At 60.4% G+C, this 17,424-nt stretch carries 17 protein-coding genes; 4 read left to right on the forward strand and 13 right to left on the reverse strand.

The window, feature by feature from the left end:
- Window positions 1-32 precede the first annotated feature (32 nt).
- The 5 genes from REH59_RS24110 to rplM all read right to left on the reverse strand — a co-directional run bounded on the left by REH59_RS24110 (window position 33) and on the right by rplM (window position 3,714).
- Window positions 33-812, reverse strand: a complete 780-nt coding sequence (locus tag REH59_RS24110; RefSeq protein WP_003251826.1) for a cytochrome c1 — start codon at window positions 810-812, stop codon at window positions 33-35.
- Window positions 812-2,023, reverse strand: a complete 1,212-nt coding sequence (locus tag REH59_RS24115) for a cytochrome b (RefSeq protein WP_003251825.1) — start codon at window positions 2,021-2,023, stop codon at window positions 812-814. Before REH59_RS24115 ends, REH59_RS24110 begins: the two co-directional genes overlap by 1 nt.
- Window positions 2,023-2,616, reverse strand: a complete 594-nt coding sequence (gene petA / locus REH59_RS24120) for a ubiquinol-cytochrome c reductase iron-sulfur subunit (RefSeq protein WP_003251823.1) — start codon at window positions 2,614-2,616, stop codon at window positions 2,023-2,025. Before petA ends, REH59_RS24115 begins: the two co-directional genes overlap by 1 nt.
- 262 nt (window positions 2,617-2,878) lie before the next feature.
- Window positions 2,879-3,271, reverse strand: a complete 393-nt coding sequence (gene rpsI / locus REH59_RS24125) for a 30S ribosomal protein S9 (protein ID WP_003251821.1) — start codon at window positions 3,269-3,271, stop codon at window positions 2,879-2,881.
- A 14-nt stretch (window positions 3,272-3,285) separates the two neighbouring features.
- Window positions 3,286-3,714 (reverse strand): 50S ribosomal protein L13, encoded by a 429-nt coding sequence (gene rplM / locus REH59_RS24130; protein ID WP_003251819.1) that lies wholly within the window; start codon window positions 3,712-3,714, stop codon window positions 3,286-3,288.
- Between the two features lie 258 nt (window positions 3,715-3,972).
- Between rplM and REH59_RS24135 the strand changes: the two genes are divergently transcribed.
- Together REH59_RS24135 and REH59_RS24140 are read left to right on the forward strand one after the other, a co-directional pair.
- On the forward strand, window positions 3,973-5,013 hold the full coding sequence (locus REH59_RS24135; RefSeq protein ID WP_003251817.1) for an NADP(H)-dependent aldo-keto reductase: 1,041 nt from the start codon (window positions 3,973-3,975) through the stop codon (window positions 5,011-5,013).
- Between the two features lie 190 nt (window positions 5,014-5,203).
- On the forward strand, window positions 5,204-6,124 hold the full coding sequence (locus REH59_RS24140) for a GlxA family transcriptional regulator (protein ID WP_173881439.1): 921 nt from the start codon (window positions 5,204-5,206) through the stop codon (window positions 6,122-6,124).
- A 106-nt stretch (window positions 6,125-6,230) separates the two neighbouring features.
- Here REH59_RS24140 and zapE read toward each other — a convergent pair whose 3' ends face one another.
- From zapE to REH59_RS24155, 3 genes are all read right to left on the reverse strand, one after another.
- Window positions 6,231-7,325, reverse strand: a complete 1,095-nt coding sequence (zapE, locus tag REH59_RS24145; protein WP_003251813.1) for a cell division protein ZapE — start codon at window positions 7,323-7,325, stop codon at window positions 6,231-6,233.
- Window positions 7,326-7,537: 212 nt separating this feature from the next.
- Window positions 7,538-8,887, reverse strand: a complete 1,350-nt coding sequence (locus REH59_RS24150) for a tryptophan--tRNA ligase (protein WP_014861328.1) — start codon at window positions 8,885-8,887, stop codon at window positions 7,538-7,540.
- Window positions 8,888-8,912: 25 nt separating this feature from the next.
- On the reverse strand, window positions 8,913-9,548 hold the full coding sequence (locus REH59_RS24155) for an alpha/beta hydrolase (protein ID WP_014861327.1): 636 nt from the start codon (window positions 9,546-9,548) through the stop codon (window positions 8,913-8,915).
- A 135-nt stretch (window positions 9,549-9,683) separates the two neighbouring features.
- Between REH59_RS24155 and REH59_RS24160 the strand changes: the two genes are divergently transcribed.
- Window positions 9,684-10,121 (forward strand): YhcB family protein, encoded by a 438-nt coding sequence (locus REH59_RS24160; protein WP_003251807.1) that lies wholly within the window; start codon window positions 9,684-9,686, stop codon window positions 10,119-10,121.
- 48 nt (window positions 10,122-10,169) lie between these two features.
- Here REH59_RS24160 and REH59_RS24165 read toward each other — a convergent pair whose 3' ends face one another.
- Both REH59_RS24165 and REH59_RS24170 read right to left on the reverse strand, forming a co-directional pair.
- A complete protein-coding gene (locus tag REH59_RS24165; RefSeq protein ID WP_265536574.1) occupies window positions 10,170-11,375 on the reverse strand; it encodes an ISL3 family transposase in 1,206 nt (401 codons plus the stop codon).
- 224 nt (window positions 11,376-11,599) lie between these two features.
- Entirely contained in the window at window positions 11,600-12,796 is a 1,197-nt protein-coding gene (locus REH59_RS24170) for a methionine gamma-lyase (protein WP_014859327.1), read from the reverse strand.
- A 127-nt stretch (window positions 12,797-12,923) separates the two neighbouring features.
- Between REH59_RS24170 and REH59_RS24175 the strand changes: the two genes are divergently transcribed.
- Window positions 12,924-13,403 carry an Lrp/AsnC family transcriptional regulator gene (locus tag REH59_RS24175; RefSeq protein ID WP_003251803.1) on the forward strand — a complete coding sequence of 160 codons (480 nt, stop codon included), beginning with the start codon at window positions 12,924-12,926 and terminating at the stop codon, window positions 13,401-13,403.
- An 85-nt stretch (window positions 13,404-13,488) separates the two neighbouring features.
- Here REH59_RS24175 and cysN read toward each other — a convergent pair whose 3' ends face one another.
- The 3 genes from cysN to REH59_RS24190 all read right to left on the reverse strand — a co-directional run bounded on the left by cysN (window position 13,489) and on the right by REH59_RS24190 (window position 17,306).
- Complete coding sequence (gene cysN, locus REH59_RS24180; protein WP_003251801.1) at window positions 13,489-15,390, reverse strand: sulfate adenylyltransferase subunit CysN; 1,902 nt, start codon at window positions 15,388-15,390, stop codon at window positions 13,489-13,491.
- 16 nt (window positions 15,391-15,406) lie between these two features.
- The gene (cysD, locus tag REH59_RS24185; RefSeq protein ID WP_003251799.1) at window positions 15,407-16,324 is read right to left on the reverse strand and encodes a sulfate adenylyltransferase subunit CysD; all 918 of its coding nucleotides are present in this window, start codon (window positions 16,322-16,324) and stop codon (window positions 15,407-15,409) included.
- A 223-nt stretch (window positions 16,325-16,547) separates the two neighbouring features.
- The gene (locus REH59_RS24190; protein WP_320450363.1) at window positions 16,548-17,306 is read right to left on the reverse strand and encodes a Nif3-like dinuclear metal center hexameric protein; all 759 of its coding nucleotides are present in this window, start codon (window positions 17,304-17,306) and stop codon (window positions 16,548-16,550) included.
- Between the last annotated feature and the right edge of the window lie 118 nt (window positions 17,307-17,424).

The following is a 17,424-nucleotide window of genomic DNA, read 5'->3' on the forward strand; positions in this document are numbered from 1 at the left end:
GGCGCGTTCAACAACCAGAAACTACTGCGTGATCAGTGCACGTCCTTCCAATATTCACGCTTGAGCAAGTAGGCGAATACGAAGAAGAAAGCCAGGTACAGCAACACATAGGTGCCGATGCGCTGGCTTTCCAGTTTGACTGGGTTGGCCGAATAGGCCAGGAAGGTCACAAGGTTCTTGACCTTCTCGTCGAACTGCTCGGTCGTCAGGGTACCGGAATTCGGCGTAATGGTCAGCTGATCGCAAGCTTCATGGGTCAACGGGCTGCCGGTCAACGGGTCGAATTGCTTCTTGCCCTCGACCACCGTCTGCACCTGCTTGCAACCCACCACCTGGTTACCTTGCAGACCCACCAGCACGTTAGGCATGCCGACGTTCGGGAACACCTTGTTGTTCACCCCGTAAGGGCGCGATGGGTCCTCATAGAAGCTGCGCAGGTAGGTGTAAAGCCAATCGGTACCGCGCACGCGGGCGACCAAGGTCAGGTCGGGCGGCGCGGCACCAAACCAGGTCTTGGCGTCGCTGGGCTTCATGCCGATCTGCATGTGGTCACCAATCTTGGCGCCCGTGAACACCAGCTTCTCGAGCATCAATTCATGCGGGATACCCAGGTCATCAGCCACCCGCTCGTAACGCTGGAACTTGGCACTGTGACACCCCATGCAATAGTTGGCGAAAGTACGCGCACCGTCCTGCATGGCGGCCTTGTCAGTCAGGTCGATATCGACCTTGTCCAGCTCCAGGCCAGTTTCGGCAGCGAAGGAAAAGGCAGGCATCACTGCCAGCAAAAATACTGCAATCAACTTTTTCATCAGCCAGTCACCCTTTCCGGAACCGGTTTGGTCTTCTCAAGCCTTGTGTAGAACGGCATCAGCAGGAAGTAGGCGAAGTACAGCACCGTGCATACCTGCGACAACAAGGTACGCCCAGGTGTCGGTGCCAGTACGCCCAGCACGCCGAGGATGACGAAGGCCACGCAGAACACCAGCAGGAAGACCTTGCTGATCCAGCCCTTGTAACGCATGGAACGCACTGGGCTGCGGTCGAGCCAGGGCAGTACGAACAGCACGGCGATGGCCGCCCCCATGGCAATGACGCCCATCAGCTTGTCAGGCACCGCACGCAGGATTGCGTAGAACGGTGTGAAGTACCACACCGGCGCGATGTGCTCTGGGGTCTTGAAGGCGTTGGCCTGCTCGAAGTTAGGTTTCTCGAGGAAGTAACCGCCCATTTCAGGGAAGAAGAACACCACAGCGCAGAACACGAACAGGAACACCACCACGCCGACAATGTCTTTGACGGTGTAGTACGGGTGGAACGGAATACCATCCAGCGGAATACCGTTTTCGTCCTTTTTCTTCTTGATGTCGACGCCATCAGGGTTGTTCGAACCCACTTCGTGCAAGGCGAGGATGTGCAGTACCACCAGGCCAAGAATCACGATTGGCAGGGCAACCACATGCAGGGCGAAGAAGCGGTTCAGGGTGATGCCCGAGATCAGGTAGTCACCACGGATCCACTGGGTAAGGTCATCACCGATCACCGGGATGGCACCGAACAGCGAGATGATCACCTGGGCGCCCCAGTACGACATCTGCCCCCATGGCAGCAGGTAGCCCATGAACGCTTCAGCCATCAGCGCCAGATAGATCAGCATGCCGAACAGCCAGACCAGCTCGCGTGGCTTCTGATAGGAGCCATAGAGCAGGCCGCGGAACATGTGCAGGTAGACCACGATGAAGAACGCTGACGCCCCCGTGGAGTGCAGGTAGCGCAGAATCCAGCCGTATTCCACGTCGCGCATGATGTACTCGACCGAGGCGAACGCCTCTTCCGCCGAGGGCGTGAAGCTCATGGTCAGCCACACGCCGGTCACGATCTGGTTGACCAGCACCAGCAATGCCAGGGAGCCGAAGAAGTACAGGAAGTTGAAGTTCTTGGGTGCGTAATACTTGCTGAGGTGGTCTTCCCACATCTTGGTGGCGGGGAAGCGAGCATCAATCCAGTCCATGAACTTGCTCATCATGCGTTCTCCTGGTCGACGCCAATGACGATGATCTCGTCCGACTCATAAGAGTGCGGTGGCACGGGCAGGTTGAGAGGCGCTGGCTGGGACTTGTAGACACGGCCAGCCAGGTCATAGTGAGAGCCGTGGCATGGGCAGAAGTAACCACCTACCCACTTCGGCCCAAGGTCGGCGGGCGCCACCTCTGGTCGGAAGGTGGGCGAGCAGCCCAGGTGCGTGCACAGGCCGACGAGAATAAGAATTTCCGGCTTGATCGAGCGAACCTCAGGGTCGACGTACGCTGGCTGTACCGAGGCCTTGGACTCGGGGTCGGACAGGTCACCCGTGATTTTTTTCAGATTGCCAAGGATTTCCTCCGTTCGCCGCACGATGAATACGGGCTGGCCACGCCACTCGGCCACCATCTGCTGCCCCGCCTCGACCTTGGCGATGTTGACCTTCACCGGTGCACCCGCGGCTTTCGCCTTGGCACTGGGAAACCATGACCCCACGAACGGTACCGCAGCCCCCACTGCCCCCGCCGCCCCGACCACGGATGTCGCGGCTACGAGGAAGCGGCGCCGGCCTGCGTTGACGCCGTCATTGCTCATTCAGTCCTCTCCCATCAGCTTGCTTGGCCAGTTGGACCTGGCCTGTACTTAGGTTGTGTCAATGGCACTAAAAATTGGCCGCCATGGTAAGAAACAAATCCACACACTGACAAGGTGATTACCCCGGCAAGGGCGACAACCCACGCTTTGCTTGATCTACGTCTATGCGACAAGCGGCCACTGACTGCTGACAGGTTAGTTCAAGGCTAAAAAAAAAGCCCGGTTCCAAGGAACCGGGCTTTTTTCGACTGCCGAAGCGGTATTAACGCTTGGAGTACTGAGGACGCTTACGCGCTTTACGCAGACCCACTTTCTTACGCTCAACTTCACGAGCGTCGCGGGTGACGTAGCCAGCACGACGCAGAGCGCCACGCAGGGTTTCGTCGTATTCCATCAGAGCGCGGGTGATACCGTGACGGATCGCACCGGCCTGACCGCTGACACCACCACCGGAAACGGTGACGTAGATGTCGAATTTCTCAACGGATTCAGTCAGCTCGAGCGGCTGGCGAACAACCATGCGAGCGGTTTCGCGACCGAAGAACACGTCCAGAGAACGGTTGTTGATGGAAATGTTACCAGTACCCGGACGCAGGAATACGCGAGCGGTTGCGGTCTTGCGACGGCCAGTGCCGTAATTTTGAGTCGCCGACATAATGAACTATCCCGTTAGATCTTCAGTTCTTGAGGCTGCTGAGCAGTGTGTGGGTGAGCAGCACCCGCGTACACTTTCAGCTTGCGGTACATGTCGCGACCCAGCGGGTTCTTAGGCAGCATGCCTTTGACCGCAGTTTCGATAACACGCTCAGGGGCCTTGGCGATCAACTTCTCGAAGTTGATTTCCTTGATACCGCCTGGGAAACCGGAGTGGGAGTAGTACATTTTGTCGGAAGACTTGGCACCAGTCACACGAACCTGCTCGGCGTTGATAACGACGATGTAGTCGCCGGTGTCAACGTGAGGGGTGTATTCTGGTTTGTGTTTGCCACGCAGACGGGTAGCGATTTCGGTAGCCAGACGACCCAGGGTCTGGCCAGCGGCGTCGACTACGAACCACTCGCGCTTTACTGTTTCCGGTTTAGCAGTAAAAGTTTTCATTCTCTAAAGCCTCAGAGGCCGCCCAGCGAAAAATAGACGGCGAATCTTACTGGATAGTGCACAGCTTGCCAAGGGCAAGCGCGCAGCCGAACACAGACGCTTTTGGGGGCTCGGGTCGGGCACGCCAATGTTCGACGGGGTTCTTCCTGCGTGATGGTGCATCACTTCCGCCACGCGGAGAGGGGCTGAATTATCCAGATTGCGCGAAAAATTTCAACCTGCTTTGATTGGCTTCTATTGCCAAGGAGTGACTAACCGATGGAATACCGCCAGCTCGGCCGTACCGACCTCAACGTCAGCGCCCTGTGCCTGGGCACCATGACCTGGGGCGAGCAGAACATCCAGGCCGAGGCCTACGAGCAAATTGCCCGGGCCAAGGCCGCCGGGGTCAACTTCATCGACACCGCCGAGATGTATCCGGTCCCTCCCCGCCCGGAGACCTACGCGGCCACCGAGCGCATCATCGGCAACTGGTTCCGTGACCATGGCGACCGCGACGCGTGGATCCTGGCCAGCAAGGTTGCAGGCCCGGGCAACGGCATCAGCCATATCCGTGACGGGCAGCTCAAGCACAACCGTCAGCACATCGTCGCGGCGCTGGACGAAAGCCTCAAGCGCCTGCAGACCGACCGCATCGACCTGTACCAGTTGCACTGGCCAGAGCGCAGCACCAACTTCTTCGGCAAGCTGGGCTACCAGCACCTGCCGCAGGATCACTTCACCCCACTGGAAGAAACCCTCGAAGTGCTCGACGAGCAGGTGCGTGCGGGCAAGATCCGCCACATCGGCCTGTCCAACGAAACGCCGTGGGGCACCATGAAGTTCCTGCAACTGGCCGAGAGCCGTGGCTGGCCGCGGGCGGTATCGATCCAGAACCCGTACAACCTGCTCAACCGCAGCTTCGAGGTGGGCCTGGCAGAAGTGGCCATACGCGAGCAGTGTGGCCTGCTGGCCTATTCGCCGCTTGCCTTCGGCATGCTCTCGGGCAAGTACGAGAACGGCGCACGGCCGGACAATGCACGCCTGACCCTGTTCAGCCGCTTTGCCCGTTACTCCAACCCACAGACCGTGGCGGCCTGCAGCCGCTACGTGCAGCTGGCCCGCGAGCACGGCCTGGACCCGGCGCAAATGGCCCTGGCGTTCGTCACCCGACAGCCGTTCGTGACCAGCAACATCATAGGTGCCACCAGCCTGCAGCAGCTGGACAGCAACCTGGCCAGCCTTGAACTGAACCTGAGCGCCGATCTGCTGACAGCGATCGAAGCCATTCATCAGGAGCAGCCCAACCCGGCACCTTGAGCCAAACACTGCGCCCCGCTTTGCGCCGCTGTTACATGGGGTAGACACAATCGCCAAAAAATAAGACGATCCAGCCGGTGATTGACCACTCTACCCTATAAGAACAATGACAATGATGTTTACCCAACCCTCAGCGTCGCTGCGGCGCGTCAGCATCCTGGCCATTGACAAGGTGTTCGCTTCGACCTTGATGCAGGCCAAGGACTTCTTCCACCTCGCCAGCCTGCGCTATAGCAAGCAGCTGGGCCTGGGCTTGCAGCCCATGTTCGACATCCGCCTGGTGAGCCCCGACAGCCAGCCCGTGGACAGCTTCAGCAATGTGCAGTTACCGGTTGACGGCGGCCTGGACGACGCCGATGTGATCATCCTCCCGGCCTACTGGGATGATTTCGACAACTTGCTGCAGCGTTACCCACAGGTGCTGCCGTGGCTGCGTGAACAGCACGCGCGTGGCGCGGTGCTGTGCGCCGAGGCCAGTGGTGTGTTCTGGCTGGCCGAATCCGGCCTGCTCGATGGCAAGGAAGCGACCACCTACTGGCGCTTCTTCAACAGCTTTGCCGAACGCTTCCCGAAGATTCGCCTGAACCAGGACAAGCACCTGACCGATGCCGACAATATCTATTGCGCCGGCGGTGCAACCTCGGCCTGCGACCTGTACATCTACCTGATCGAACGCTTCTGCGGTGCCAACGTGGCCCGTGCAGTGTCCCGCGATATCCTCTACGAAGTGCAACGCAACTACACCCCGGGGCGCATGGGCTTTGGCGGGCAGAAACTGCACCAGGACCTGATCATCCTGCAGATCCAGCACTGGCTGGAGGAACACTTCGCCGACAAGTTCCGCTTCGAGGATGTGGCCCGCAACCACGGCATGAGCATCCGCAACTTCATGCGTCGCTTCCAGGGCGCAACGGGTGACAAGCCGCTGCATTACCTGCAGCGGTTACGCATCGAGACAGCCAAGGGGTTGTTGTCGAGTACGCGCAAGAGCATCAAGACCATCAGTTACGAGGTGGGGTATGACGATGCCAGTTTCTTTGCGCGGCTGTTCCGCCAACACACCGAGTTGTCGCCGAACCAGTATCGGCAGCAGTTCATGCAGGAAGCCTGAAAGGCTTCCAGAGCGGCAGGTTTCGAGCTTGAAGCGACAAGGAAAAACCAGAGCGGATCGCGCATTGCCCTGAACTTTCCTTGTCGCCTGACGCTTGCCGCTGCCGTCAGGGCTTGTGTGCGCGCGCCAGGAACTCGTGCGATTGCATCTCCAGCAACCGGCTCAGGGTACGCTGGAACTCGAAGCTCAGACGCCCACCGGTATACAGGTCCTTCAACTCCACCTCGGCCGAGATGATCAGCTTGACGTTGCGATCGTAGAACTCGTCCACCATGTTGATGAAACGACGGGCGATGTCGTCGGTGGTGACGCCCATCTGCTCCACGTTGCTCAGCAATACGGCGTGGAAGATCTTGCCCAGCTCAATGTAGTCGTTCTGGCTACGCGGCCCGTCGCACAGGGCGCGGAAGTCAAACCAGGCGACGTCGTCGCAAGTACGCAGGGCATTGATCGGGCGGTTCTCGATCATCAGCACGTCGTTTTCGATCGCCTGGGTGCACTCAGGGGTGAGCGCCTTGAAGCTGGCGCGCATGCTCTGGTGCGCCGCGTCATCGAGTGGGAAGTGGAACAGTTCAGCCTGCTCCAGGTGACGCAGGCGGTAGTCGACCCCGCTATCGACGTTAACCACGTCGGTGTACTGCTTGATCATGGCGATGGCCGGCAGGAAGCGCGCACGCTGCAGGCCGTCCTTGTACAGGCCGTCCGGCACGATGTTGGAGGTGGCCACCAGCGACACGCCATTCTTGAACAGCTCTTCCATCAAGGTGCCGAGGATCATGGCGTCGGTAATGTCCGACACGAAGAATTCGTCGAAGCAGATCACCTTGGCTTCTTCGCTGAAGCGCTTGGCAATGAGGGTCAGCGGGTTCTTCTCGCCCTTGAGGGTTTTCATCTCCTCGTGCACACGCTTCATGAAGCGGTGGAAGTGCGTACGCATCTTCTGCTTGAACGGCAGCGCTTCGTAGAAGGTATCAACCAGGTAGGTCTTGCCTCGCCCCACCCCACCCCAGAAGTACAGGCCCTTGACCGGGGTCTGCTCCTTCTTGCCGAACAGCTTGCCGAACACGCCCGGCTTGTTGTTCTGCGCGTGCACCAGGTCGTCGTACAGGCGCTGGAGGTGACGCACCGCAGTTTCCTGCGCCGCGTCATGGAAGAAGTCGGGACGTTTCAGATCTGCTTGATAGCGTTCTAAGGGAGTCATGATTCGTTAGCGAGGCAACAAAAAACGGGCCGTCACTGTAGCGACAGGCCCGCTTAATGGCAATCAGTCTGTGGGAGCGGGCGTGCCCGCGAACACCGGCAAAGCCGGTGCCATGCACCGCGGCGCCTGTTTCGCGGGCACGCCCGCTCCCACACGGATCGCGCCAGCTTTCAGAAATTGAGCAAGACAGTTGCTCCCACCGTTTGGCGGCCTCAGTCCTGCTGTGGTGCCAAGGCTTCGTTCAGGCTCTGAATGGCCGCATCACGGGCTTCAGCGTTGTCGAACTGCGGCCCGTCGGCGACCTGCTCGCCATTGAGCCACAGGCCGAAGCTCAGGCCTTCGATGCGCACATCAACCTCGCCACCTTGCTGCAGCTGCTTGCTCACGGCGCCGGCACTCTTGCCGTCGGCGAAGCTGCGCGACAACAGCAGTTGCTCGCCATCAGCGGCCAGCAGGCGGAAGCGGAAGCTGCCGTCTTCATCACGGAAGCTGACAAAACGCGCGCTCTTGGTGGCTTTTTTCTTCACCTCGGTGCTGGCCTGCACGCTGCTGCGGAACGAACGCAGGCCAACGGCCTCGCGCAGCTGCTCAAGGAACGGCGTGGCGATCTTGCGGGCCTTGGCAGCGCCGGCCAGCAGGATGTCTTCCAGGTCCGCCGGCCGGGCGATCAGCTGGTGATAGTACTCGCGCTTCTCGGCCAGTTGGCCGTCCAGCAGCTGGAACAGGCGCTGTTTGGCATCGCCCCAGCCCAGGCCCTGCAGCAGCTCTTCGCGGAAACCGGCGCACTGCTCAGGCGTCGAGAAGGCCTGGTACAGGGTGAACAGGTGCGCGTTGTCCGGGTCTTTCGCCTCACCGGGCGCGCGCGAATCGGTGACGATGCGCGAGATGGCGTCTTTCATGTCCTTGGCGCTGGTGAACAACGGGATGGTGTTGTCATAGCTCTTGGACATCTTGCGCCCGTCCAGGCCCGGCAGGGTCGCCACGCTTTCTTCGATCACAGCCTCCGGCAAGGCGAAGAAGTCCTTGCCTTGACCGAACAGATGGTTGAAGCGCTGACCGATATCGCGGGCCATTTCCACGTGCTGGATCTGGTCACGACCGACCGGCACCTTGTTGGCGTTGAACATCAGGATATCGGCGGCCATCAGCACCGGGTAGCTGAACAGGCCCATAGTCACGCCGGCGTCCGGGTCTTCGCCGTTCTCGACGTTCTTGTCCACCGAGGCCTTGTAGGCATGCGCACGGTTCAGCAGGCCTTTGGCAGCAACGCAGGTCAGCAGCCAGGTCAGTTCGGGGATTTCCGGGATGTCGGACTGGCGATAGAAGGTCACCTTGTCCGGGTCCAGGCCACCGGCCAGCCAGGTGGCGGCGATTTCCAGGCGCGAGCGCTGGATGCGCAGCGGGTCGTCGCACTTGATCAGGGCGTGGTAGTCGGCCAGGAAGTAGAACGAGTCGACACCGGGCTGCTGGCTGGCACGGATCGCCGGGCGGATGGCGCCGGCGTAGTTGCCCAGGTGCGGAGTGCCGGTGGTGGTGATACCGGTAAGAATGCGCGTGGTCATGGGTGTTCGCTTATTCAGGCTTGGCTCAGTTCGAAAGGCGCGGCAGCAGCAGATCCTTCAGATCGGTCAGCTTGCCATGGAAGAAGTGTCCGCATTCTGCCACTTTCAGCAGCTCACGGGGGCGCGGCAGGCTGTCGGACCATTCGTAAACCAGCTGCGGCGCGACGACTTCGTCGGCGTCCGGCTGCACCACGGTGAGCGGGCAGCGCTGCGGCAGCGGGAATTCGGCGGTCAGGCGCATGACTGCCGGGGCGATCATGAACAGGTGCTGCAACTCGACGCCTGCCGTTTCAAGGCGCCCGGCCAGGCTGGTGGCAACGAAACCACCGAACGAAAAGCCCATCAGCACCAACGGTAGCCCGGGGTGCCTGGCACGCAGCCATGCTGCTGCGGCCTCGGCATCGGCCACTTCGCCAGCGCCCATGTCGTGGCTGCCGGCGCTCTGGCCGACGCCACGGTAGTTGAAACGCAGGGTCACATAGCCGGCATCACGTGCGGTGCGCTGCAGGGTCGAGACCACCTTGTTGAGCATGGTGCCGCCCTGGACCGGGTTAGGGTGGCAGATCAGCACCGCGCCACGGGCTTGCGCCACGTCCAGGTACAACGCTTCCAGCTGGCCGCTGGGGCCATCGATGAACAAGGGGGTTTCGCGGACAAGCAAGGCACTACTCCGTGACCTCGAGAAGGGTCGATTCGTCTAGGTGTGAAATTCTGTTCTGATTTGCGATCGCTCGCGGTATACAGCGCAGGTCTGAGCCGTTAACGTAAAGCAAAGCCGTTTATAGAGGAAGGACTCGTGGAACTCTCGCTCCTTGTTTGGTTGTTGCCAACCCTGGCCCTGGTCATCGGTGTGGCAGTCGGTTTCATTGTTGCCCGCCTGCTGCCCAATGCGGCCCCGAGCAACACCCAGCGTCAACTGGATGACATCCAGAAGCGCTTCGACAGCTACCAGAACGAAGTGGTCACCCACTTCAACAGCACCGCCATGCTGGTCAAGAAACTGACCCAGAGCTATCAGGACGTACAGGATCACCTGGCTGAAGGCGCCAACAGCCTGGCCCTCGATGACGTCACCCGCCAACGCCTGCTGGCTGCGCTGCACTCCGATGCACCGCAAGGCCCGCGTGACCGCCTGACCCCACCTAAAGACACCGCCGAAGTGCCGCGCGACTATGCGCCGAAAGTGCCTAACTCGCCGGGCATGCTGGATGAGAGCTACGGGCTCAAGCGTTGATCTGCTGAACATGCAAAAGGCCTCGCAAGAGGCCTTTTTTATGGTTCTTCACGGATTGCCGGGAAAGTCATTCTTGATCTTCATGAAAAAGAATTCGCTGTCCCGGTAGCCGTAAGCCATCCGCTTGATCACCTTGATCCGGTTGTTGATGCCTTCCAGCTGGCCCGTATGCATTGGCCATCGCACCCTGCTCAAGATGCCGCGCCAGTATCCCTTCAGGCGTTTAGCAAACTGCTTCAGTGCCGGTATCGCGCTTTCATCAGCCAGACGCAGCCACTGCTTCCAGGCTGATCGCCAACCCCAGGCGGTGGTGGGCGACCACAGCGCTTTTAACTCTGCTTTCATCAGATAAACCGTCATCAGCGATTGGTTAGCCGACAGCAGATCCCTCAGGTGCACCTGTTGATCTTCTCGCTTGAGATTTTCCGGATTACGCAGCAGTAGCCAGCGTGCTTGCTTGATCACCCTGCGCGCGGGTTTGTCATGGCGCAGACGGTTGGCTTCGTCGACCCGTACCCGGTCAATCACCTCGCGCCCATACTTGGCGACTACATGAAACAGGTCGTAGACCACGCGTGCCTGAGGGCAGTGTTGGCGTACCTCTAGGTCAAATGCGGTGTTCATGTCCATCGCCACTGCTTCGATCCGCACACAGCCTTCTGGCCCCAGCTCTTCAAAGAAGGGCCTGATAGCCGTTCTGCTACGTCCTTCACCAATCCACAGCACCCGGCGGGTATCGGCGTCCAGCACCACGCTGGCGTAGCGATGGCCTTTGAACAGGGCGAACTCGTCCATCACCAGGCGCCTGGGCTGGGCCTTTGGTAGCTTCTCTAGAGCGGCTTGTAGAGCTCGTCGTTCCAGCAAGCGCACACTGTCCCAATGCAAGTCAAACAGCTCGGCGACGTGCAGGGTAGGCAGCCGCTGGCAAGCCTGGATCACGGCCTCGGCCAAGCGCTGGGTCATACGCGAATAGCGATCAAGCCAGCTGACTGACTCCATCCGCTTGCCGCATGCGCGACACCCAACGCGCCGCAGTTCCACATTCAACCGTACCGCATGGCCAAGAATGGGGAGATCACGGATCGAGCGCTGGCAGTATTCGTGGATGGCGGTGCTGGGCTGATGGCAGCCGCTGCAGGTGGGGAACCTAGTGGGCTGCGGAATCAGGTCGATCAGCAGATCGTCGCCGTCAGGCCTGATGGCAATGACAGAAAAGCCCTCCCAAAAGGGCAGAAACGTATTAATATCGTGCACAAGAACGCCGGTTTGTTGATGTGTTTGCTCGCACGAACATCATCCATCAAACCGGCGTTCTTGTTTCTGTCTTTCCCGGGATTCCGTGAAGAACCTTTTTTATGGGCTGGATTCACTGGCCCCCTTCGCGGGCACGCCCGCTCCCACAGGTACACCACAGCATTTGAAACCTGTGAAACACCTGTGGGAGCGGGCGGGCCCGCGAAAGGGCCAGTGCAGGCAACCTAACAGCAGGCCTGCAATGCCTGTTCGACATCTGCCAGCAGGTCCTCCACATCCTCCAGCCCCACCGACAGACGCACCAACCCCTCCGATATCCCGTGATGCGCCCGCTCCTGCGGCGTATAGCTGGAATGCGTCATGCTCGCCGGATGCTGCGCCAGCGACTCGGCATCCCCCAGGCTCACCGCCCGGGCAAAGAGCTGCAGCGCATTCATGAAGCGCCGCCCCGCCTCAATGCCACCCTTGAGCTCAAACGCAATCATCCCGCCAGGCAAACGCATCTGTCGCTGGGCCAACGCGTATTGGGCAAAAGACGGTAGCCCCGGGTAATGAATCAATTCCACCTGCGGCTGCCGAGCGAGAAACTCGGCCACCTGCTGGGCATTGGCGCAATGCCGGTCCATGCGCAGGGCCAGGGTCTTGATACCGCGCATCAGCAACGCCGCGTCATGCGGTGACAGCACCGCGCCGGTCATATCCTTCAGCCCTTCCAGGCGGATACGGTCTACCAACGCCTTGCACCCCACCACCAACCCGGCAGTGATATCGCCATGCCCACTGAGGTACTTGGTTGCCGAGTGCACCACCAGGTCCGCCCCCAGCTCCAGTGGCCGCTGCAGGTACGGCGTACAGTAGGTGTTATCGACCACCACATGCACATCATGCCCCCGCACTGCCTCCACAACCGCCGCAATATCCACAAGCTGCATGTTGGGGTTGGCCGGTGTTTCGAAGTAGATCATCCGTGTTTTGCTGCTGATCGCCGCTTTCAGGGCCTTGGCATCATTGAGGTCGACATGGCGAACTTTCACCCCGAACTCACCAATACCGTGGTGCAGAAAAGCGAAGGTACAGCCATACAAGGTGCGCCCGACAATCAGCTCATCCCCAGGCCTTAGCAGGGTCCAGAGGGTTGAGGTAATCGCGCCCATCCCCGAGGCCAACGCCAACCCCGCTTCGCCGCCCTCCAGCGAAGCCATGCGCTGCTCCAGCAAGGCCAGCGTGGGGTTGGAAATGCGGCTGTAGAAATGCCCAGGCTCCTCCCCGGCGAAGCAGGCAGCACCGTACTCGACAGTGGGAAAGGCATAGGTAGCCGTCTGGTACACCGGTGGCACCAGGGCGCCACCATGGGAAAGCGGGTCATAGCCATGATGAATGGCCCGCGTGGAAAAACCGGTGTTGTGGTGGGAGTCGCGCATGGCAACAGCCTCTTGTGGTTTGCTATAAGCTTATGCCACCGAGCTGCCCGATTTTTTCCAAAATAGCCTACGCATACACGTGCTTGCTGGAACAAAAACAATAATCAACGGACCAGGAGGGCAAAAAATGCCTTCAAGCCTCGACCGCACCGACCGCGCCCTGCTCGCCGCCTTGCAGGACAATGCCCGTCTCACCGTTGCCGAACTCGCCGACCAGGTGGCACTGACCACCTCGCCCTGCTGGCGACGGGTCAAGTTACTGGAGGAAAACGGCTACATCACCGGCTACCAGGCCATCCTCTCGCCCAAGTCGCTGGGGTTTGGCGTGACCGCGTTCGTCAGCATCATGATGGACTCGCACACCAAGGACATGGCGCTGGCGTTCGAACAGCGCCTGATGGAAATCCCCGAGATCGTCGCCTGCCACAACATCTCCGGCCGCTATGACTTTCTGCTGGAGATCCTGGCACGGGACCTGGAGTCGTTTGGCGAATTTACCCGGGAAGTGCTGCAGCGGTTGCCGGGGGTGAAGGAGATCTATTCGAGCTTTTCGTACAAAGCGGTGAAGGAAAGACGGGTGATACCGGTGTCGGAGAAACATATCTGAGGCGGATCTTTCCGAGTATTGAGAAGGATCCTGAACGCGAGACAAAAAACCCCGCCGAAGCGGGGTTTTCCTTGCAGGCTATCGCTTAGATCGCGCCACGCTGACGCAGCACGTCCAGCACCTGTTTCACGCCCTCGTCCACGCTGGTGGCCTGGGTGTCGATCACAAGATCAGCATCCAATGGCACATCGAACGGGAAGCTCTCACCCGGGATGTTGTCGCCACCGGCAGCGTACAGGCCTTGCGGGTCACGCTCACGGCAAACCAGCGGCGAGGCCTGGACGTAAACGGTCACCAGGCGCTCCTTGCCGATCAGCGCCTTGGCCTGTTCGCGGCCTTCGGCATCCGGGGCCACAAACGCAGCCAGGGTGAGCATGCCGGCCTCGTTGAACTGGCGCGCCACATGGGCGGCGCGGCGCCAGTTCTCGGTACGGCCAGCGCGGTCCTGTGGCAGGCCCTTGTTCAGGTCGTGACGCAGGTTCTGGCCATCGAGCACGTACACCGCACGGCCCATGTCGAACAGCTTGCGCTCCACGGCATAGGCCAAGGTGCTCTTGCCAGCACCCGACAGGCCGCTGAACAGCACAGTGGCTGGCTGCTGACCGAAGCGCAGGGCGCGCTCTTCGGTGGACACATGGGCCTGCTTGCCATGATGGCCGGTGCTGCCGTGTGGCAACACGGGCGGGGCGATGATCATGCCGGCGCCAACGGTGCCGTTGGTCAGGCGGTCGATGACGATGAACGCACCGGTGGTGCGGTTGCTGTCGTAACCGTCGAGGGCGATCGAGGTGTCCAGGGCTACCTTGACGCGGCCGATCTCGTTCAGCTGCAGCGCGCTGGCAGCGCCCTGCTCCAGGGTGTTCACATCGACCTTGTGGGTGATGCTGGCAATCGAACCTGGCACGTAGCTGGTGGCACGCTTGATGTCGTATTTCTTGCCCGGGAGCATCGGCTCCTCGGCCATCCACACCAGCATGGCGTCGAACTGGTCGGTGACCGGCGGGACGTTGTCGGCATGTACCAGCAGGTCGCCACGGGAGATGTCGATCTCGTCTTCCATGGTCAGGGTCACGGCCTGGCCTGGGCCAGCGTTTTCCAGTTCACCTTCGTAGGTGACGATGGACTTGACCCGGCTGCTCTTGCCCGACGGCAGCACGACAATCTCGTCACCTTTGTGCACCACGCCACTGGCGATGGTGCCCGCGAAGCCGCGGAAGTTCAGGTTGGGACGGTTGACGTACTGCACCGGGAAACGCAGGTCGGTGAAGTTGCGGTCGGCCGAAACCTCGACGGTTTCGAGGATTTCCATCAGCGTCGGGCCGGCGTACCACGGCGATTGCTCGCTGTGGTTGACCACGTTGTCACCCTTGAGCGCCGACATCGGTACGAAGTGCAGGCTGCTCGGGGTCAGGTTGATGGCTTCGGCGAACTTCAGGTAGTCGGCCTTGATCGACTCGAAGACGCCTTCATCGAAGCCCTTCAGGTCCATCTTGTTGACCGCGACCACGATGTGCTTGATACCCAGCAACGACGCGATGTAGCTGTGGCGACGGGTCTGGGTCTGCACGCCGTAGCGGGCATCGACCAGGATGATCGCCAGGTCGCAGGTGGACGCACCGGTGGCCATGTTGCGGGTGTACTGCTCATGGCCCGGGGTGTCGGCGATGATGAACTTGCGCTTGGCGGTGGAGAAGTAGCGGTAGGCGACATCGATGGTGATGCCCTGCTCGCGCTCGGCCTGCAGGCCATCTACCAGCAGCGCCAGGTCGACTTCTTCGCCGGTGGTGCCGACTTTCTTCGAATCACGGGTGATGGCCTCGAGGTGGTCCTCGTAGATCATCTTGGAGTCGTGCAGCAGGCGCCCGATCAGGGTGCTCTTGCCGTCATCCACGTTGCCGCAGGTGAGGAAACGCAGCAGTTCTTTACGCTCGTGCTGAGCCAGATAAGCGAGGATATCTTCGCTGATCAAATCGGATTGGTGCGACATGGAGTAACCCTGAAAATTAGAAGTAGCCCTGACGTTTTTTGTCTTCCATGGAACCGGCGCCATCGTGGTCGATGACCCGGCCCTGGCGCTCGGAAGTGCGCGTCAGGAGCATTTCCTGAATGATGTCGGTGAGCGTCTCGGCTTCCGACTCGACAGCGCCCGTCAGCGGGTAGCAGCCGAGGGTACGGAAACGCACCTTCTTCTTGACGATGCGGGCTTTCTCTTCCTCGGAGAGGTGCTCGAGGATGCGTTCGTCGTCGATCATGATCAGGGTGCCGTTCTTCTCGATGACTTCACGCTCGGCGGCGAAGTACAGCGGCACGATCGGGATGCCTTCAAGGTAGATGTACTGCCAGATGTCCAGTTCGGTCCAGTTCGACAGCGGGAAGACGCGGATCGACTCGCCCTTGTTGACCTTGCCGTTGTACACGTTCCACAGCTCGGGGCGCTGGTTCTTCGGGTCCCAGCGGTGCTTGCTGTCACGGAACGAATACACACGCTCCTTGGCCCGCGACTTCTCTTCGTCGCGGCGCGCACCACCGAAGGCAGCGTCGAAACCATGCTTGTCCAGCGCCTGCTTCAGGCCCTGGGTCTTCATGATGTCGGTGTGCTTGGAACTGCCATGGGTGAACGGGTTGATGCCTTGCGCCACACCCTCAGGGTTGACGTGGGTGATCAACTCCAGGCCCATTTCCTCGACCATCTTGTCGCGGAAGCTGTACATCTCCTGGAATTTCCACTGGGTGTCGACGTGCATCACCGGGAACGGCAGCTTGCCCGGGAAGAAGGCCTTGCGCGCCAGGTGCAGCATCACGGCGGAGTCCTTGCCGATCGAGTAAAGCATCACCGGGTTGTCGAACTCGGCGGCCACCTCGCGGATGATGTGGATGCTCTCCGCCTCCAGCTGTTTCAAGTGCGTCAGTTTGTCGACCATGGCTACTCACGAAAAACGATCTTATGGACGGCCTGCGGGCCGTGTTCGAGCGAGCCACTTTATCACAGCGGCTGCTTCTATTTAGGAGGCTGGCTAGATCGAAAAAGTCTAACGATATGACTGGGGGTTTGGGCTGGCAGGGCCGGCCTCTTCGCGGGTGAACCCGCTCCTACGAGGCCCGCGCGTAGGAGCGGGTTCACCCGCGAAGAGGCCGGCCCTGCCATCAGATAGGATTCGGGCAATCGATGAACAGGTGCTCCACGGCAAACCGTCGTGCCAGGTAATCGCCCAGCGCCTGCACCCCGTAGCGTTCAGTGGCATGGTGCCCGGCCGCAATGAAGCTGACGCCATTCTCGCGCGCACTGTGGTAAGTCTGCTCGGACGCCTCGCCGGTCAGATACAGGTCGACCCCCGCAGCAATCGCCGTGTCGATATAGCCCTGCCCGCCGCCGGTGCACCAGCCCACCCGGCGGATCATTTCATTGCCTTCAACCAGCAACGGCTCACGCCCCAGCACCTCTTGCACCCGCCGGGCAAAATCGCGCGCGGTCATGGGTTCGGCGAGCGAACCAATCAGCCCGACCACTTTGGGGTTTTCCGGGTCTAGCGGCCCTTCGACAGTGATCTCCAGTTGCCGCGCCAGCTGCACATTGTTGCCCACGTCCGGGTGCATGTCCAAGGGCAGGTGGAACGCCAACAGGCTTATATCGTTATTCAGCAAGGTCTTCAGGCGACGCTGGCGAATGCCGGTGATGCACGGGTTCTCGCCCTTCCAGAAATAACCATGGTGCACCAGCACCAGATCGGCCTCGGCCTCGACGGCGGCATCCAGCAATGCCTGGCTGGCGGTAACACCACTGACAATACGGCTGACCTGCGGCCGGCCTTCGACCTGCAGGCCATTTGGGCAATAATCCTGGATCTTCGCGCTGCCCAGGTAACGCTCGGCTTCCTCGACCAGGGTGTTTAGAGCGACGGCCATGAAAATCTCCTCGAAAACTGCGCTTTTCTCGGGCACAACGCCTGACGAACGCCCGTATAATGCCGGCCATTATGGGCCGTCGCTGTCACTGGGGGAACCGGTGTATGATCGCGCGCGC

The organism is Pseudomonas sp. BO3-4 (genome assembly GCF_034044115.1).
GTDB classification, from domain to species: Bacteria; Pseudomonadota; Gammaproteobacteria; order Pseudomonadales; family Pseudomonadaceae; genus Aquipseudomonas; species Aquipseudomonas alloputida.

What these genes read in the sequence shown, in the direction of transcription:
- REH59_RS24110 (WP_003251826.1), bottom strand. Translation starts at nt 812, where the DNA reads ATGAAAAAGTTGATTGCAGTATTTTTGCTGGCAGTGATGCCTGCCTTT.
- REH59_RS24115 (WP_003251825.1), bottom strand. Translation starts at nt 2,023, where the DNA reads ATGAGCAAGTTCATGGACTGGATTGATGCTCGCTTCCCCGCCACCAAG.
- petA (WP_003251823.1), bottom strand. Translation starts at nt 2,616, where the DNA reads ATGAGCAATGACGGCGTCAACGCAGGCCGGCGCCGCTTCCTCGTAGCC.
- rpsI (WP_003251821.1), bottom strand. Translation starts at nt 3,271, where the DNA reads ATGTCGGCGACTCAAAATTACGGCACTGGCCGTCGCAAGACCGCAACC.
- rplM (WP_003251819.1), bottom strand. Translation starts at nt 3,714, where the DNA reads ATGAAAACTTTTACTGCTAAACCGGAAACAGTAAAGCGCGAGTGGTTC.
- REH59_RS24135 (WP_003251817.1), top strand. Translation starts at nt 3,973, where the DNA reads ATGGAATACCGCCAGCTCGGCCGTACCGACCTCAACGTCAGCGCCCTG.
- REH59_RS24140 (WP_173881439.1), top strand. Translation starts at nt 5,204, where the DNA reads ATGCAGGCCAAGGACTTCTTCCACCTCGCCAGCCTGCGCTATAGCAAG.
- zapE (WP_003251813.1), bottom strand. Translation starts at nt 7,325, where the DNA reads ATGACTCCCTTAGAACGCTATCAAGCAGATCTGAAACGTCCCGACTTC.
- REH59_RS24150 (WP_014861328.1), bottom strand. Translation starts at nt 8,887, where the DNA reads ATGACCACGCGCATTCTTACCGGTATCACCACCACCGGCACTCCGCAC.
- REH59_RS24170 (WP_014859327.1), bottom strand. Translation starts at nt 12,796, where the DNA reads ATGCGCGACTCCCACCACAACACCGGTTTTTCCACGCGGGCCATTCAT.
- REH59_RS24175 (WP_003251803.1), top strand. Translation starts at nt 12,924, where the DNA reads ATGCCTTCAAGCCTCGACCGCACCGACCGCGCCCTGCTCGCCGCCTTG.
- cysN (WP_003251801.1), bottom strand. Translation starts at nt 15,390, where the DNA reads ATGTCGCACCAATCCGATTTGATCAGCGAAGATATCCTCGCTTATCTG.
- cysD (WP_003251799.1), bottom strand. Translation starts at nt 16,324, where the DNA reads ATGGTCGACAAACTGACGCACTTGAAACAGCTGGAGGCGGAGAGCATC.
- REH59_RS24190 (WP_320450363.1), bottom strand. Translation starts at nt 17,306, where the DNA reads ATGGCCGTCGCTCTAAACACCCTGGTCGAGGAAGCCGAGCGTTACCTG.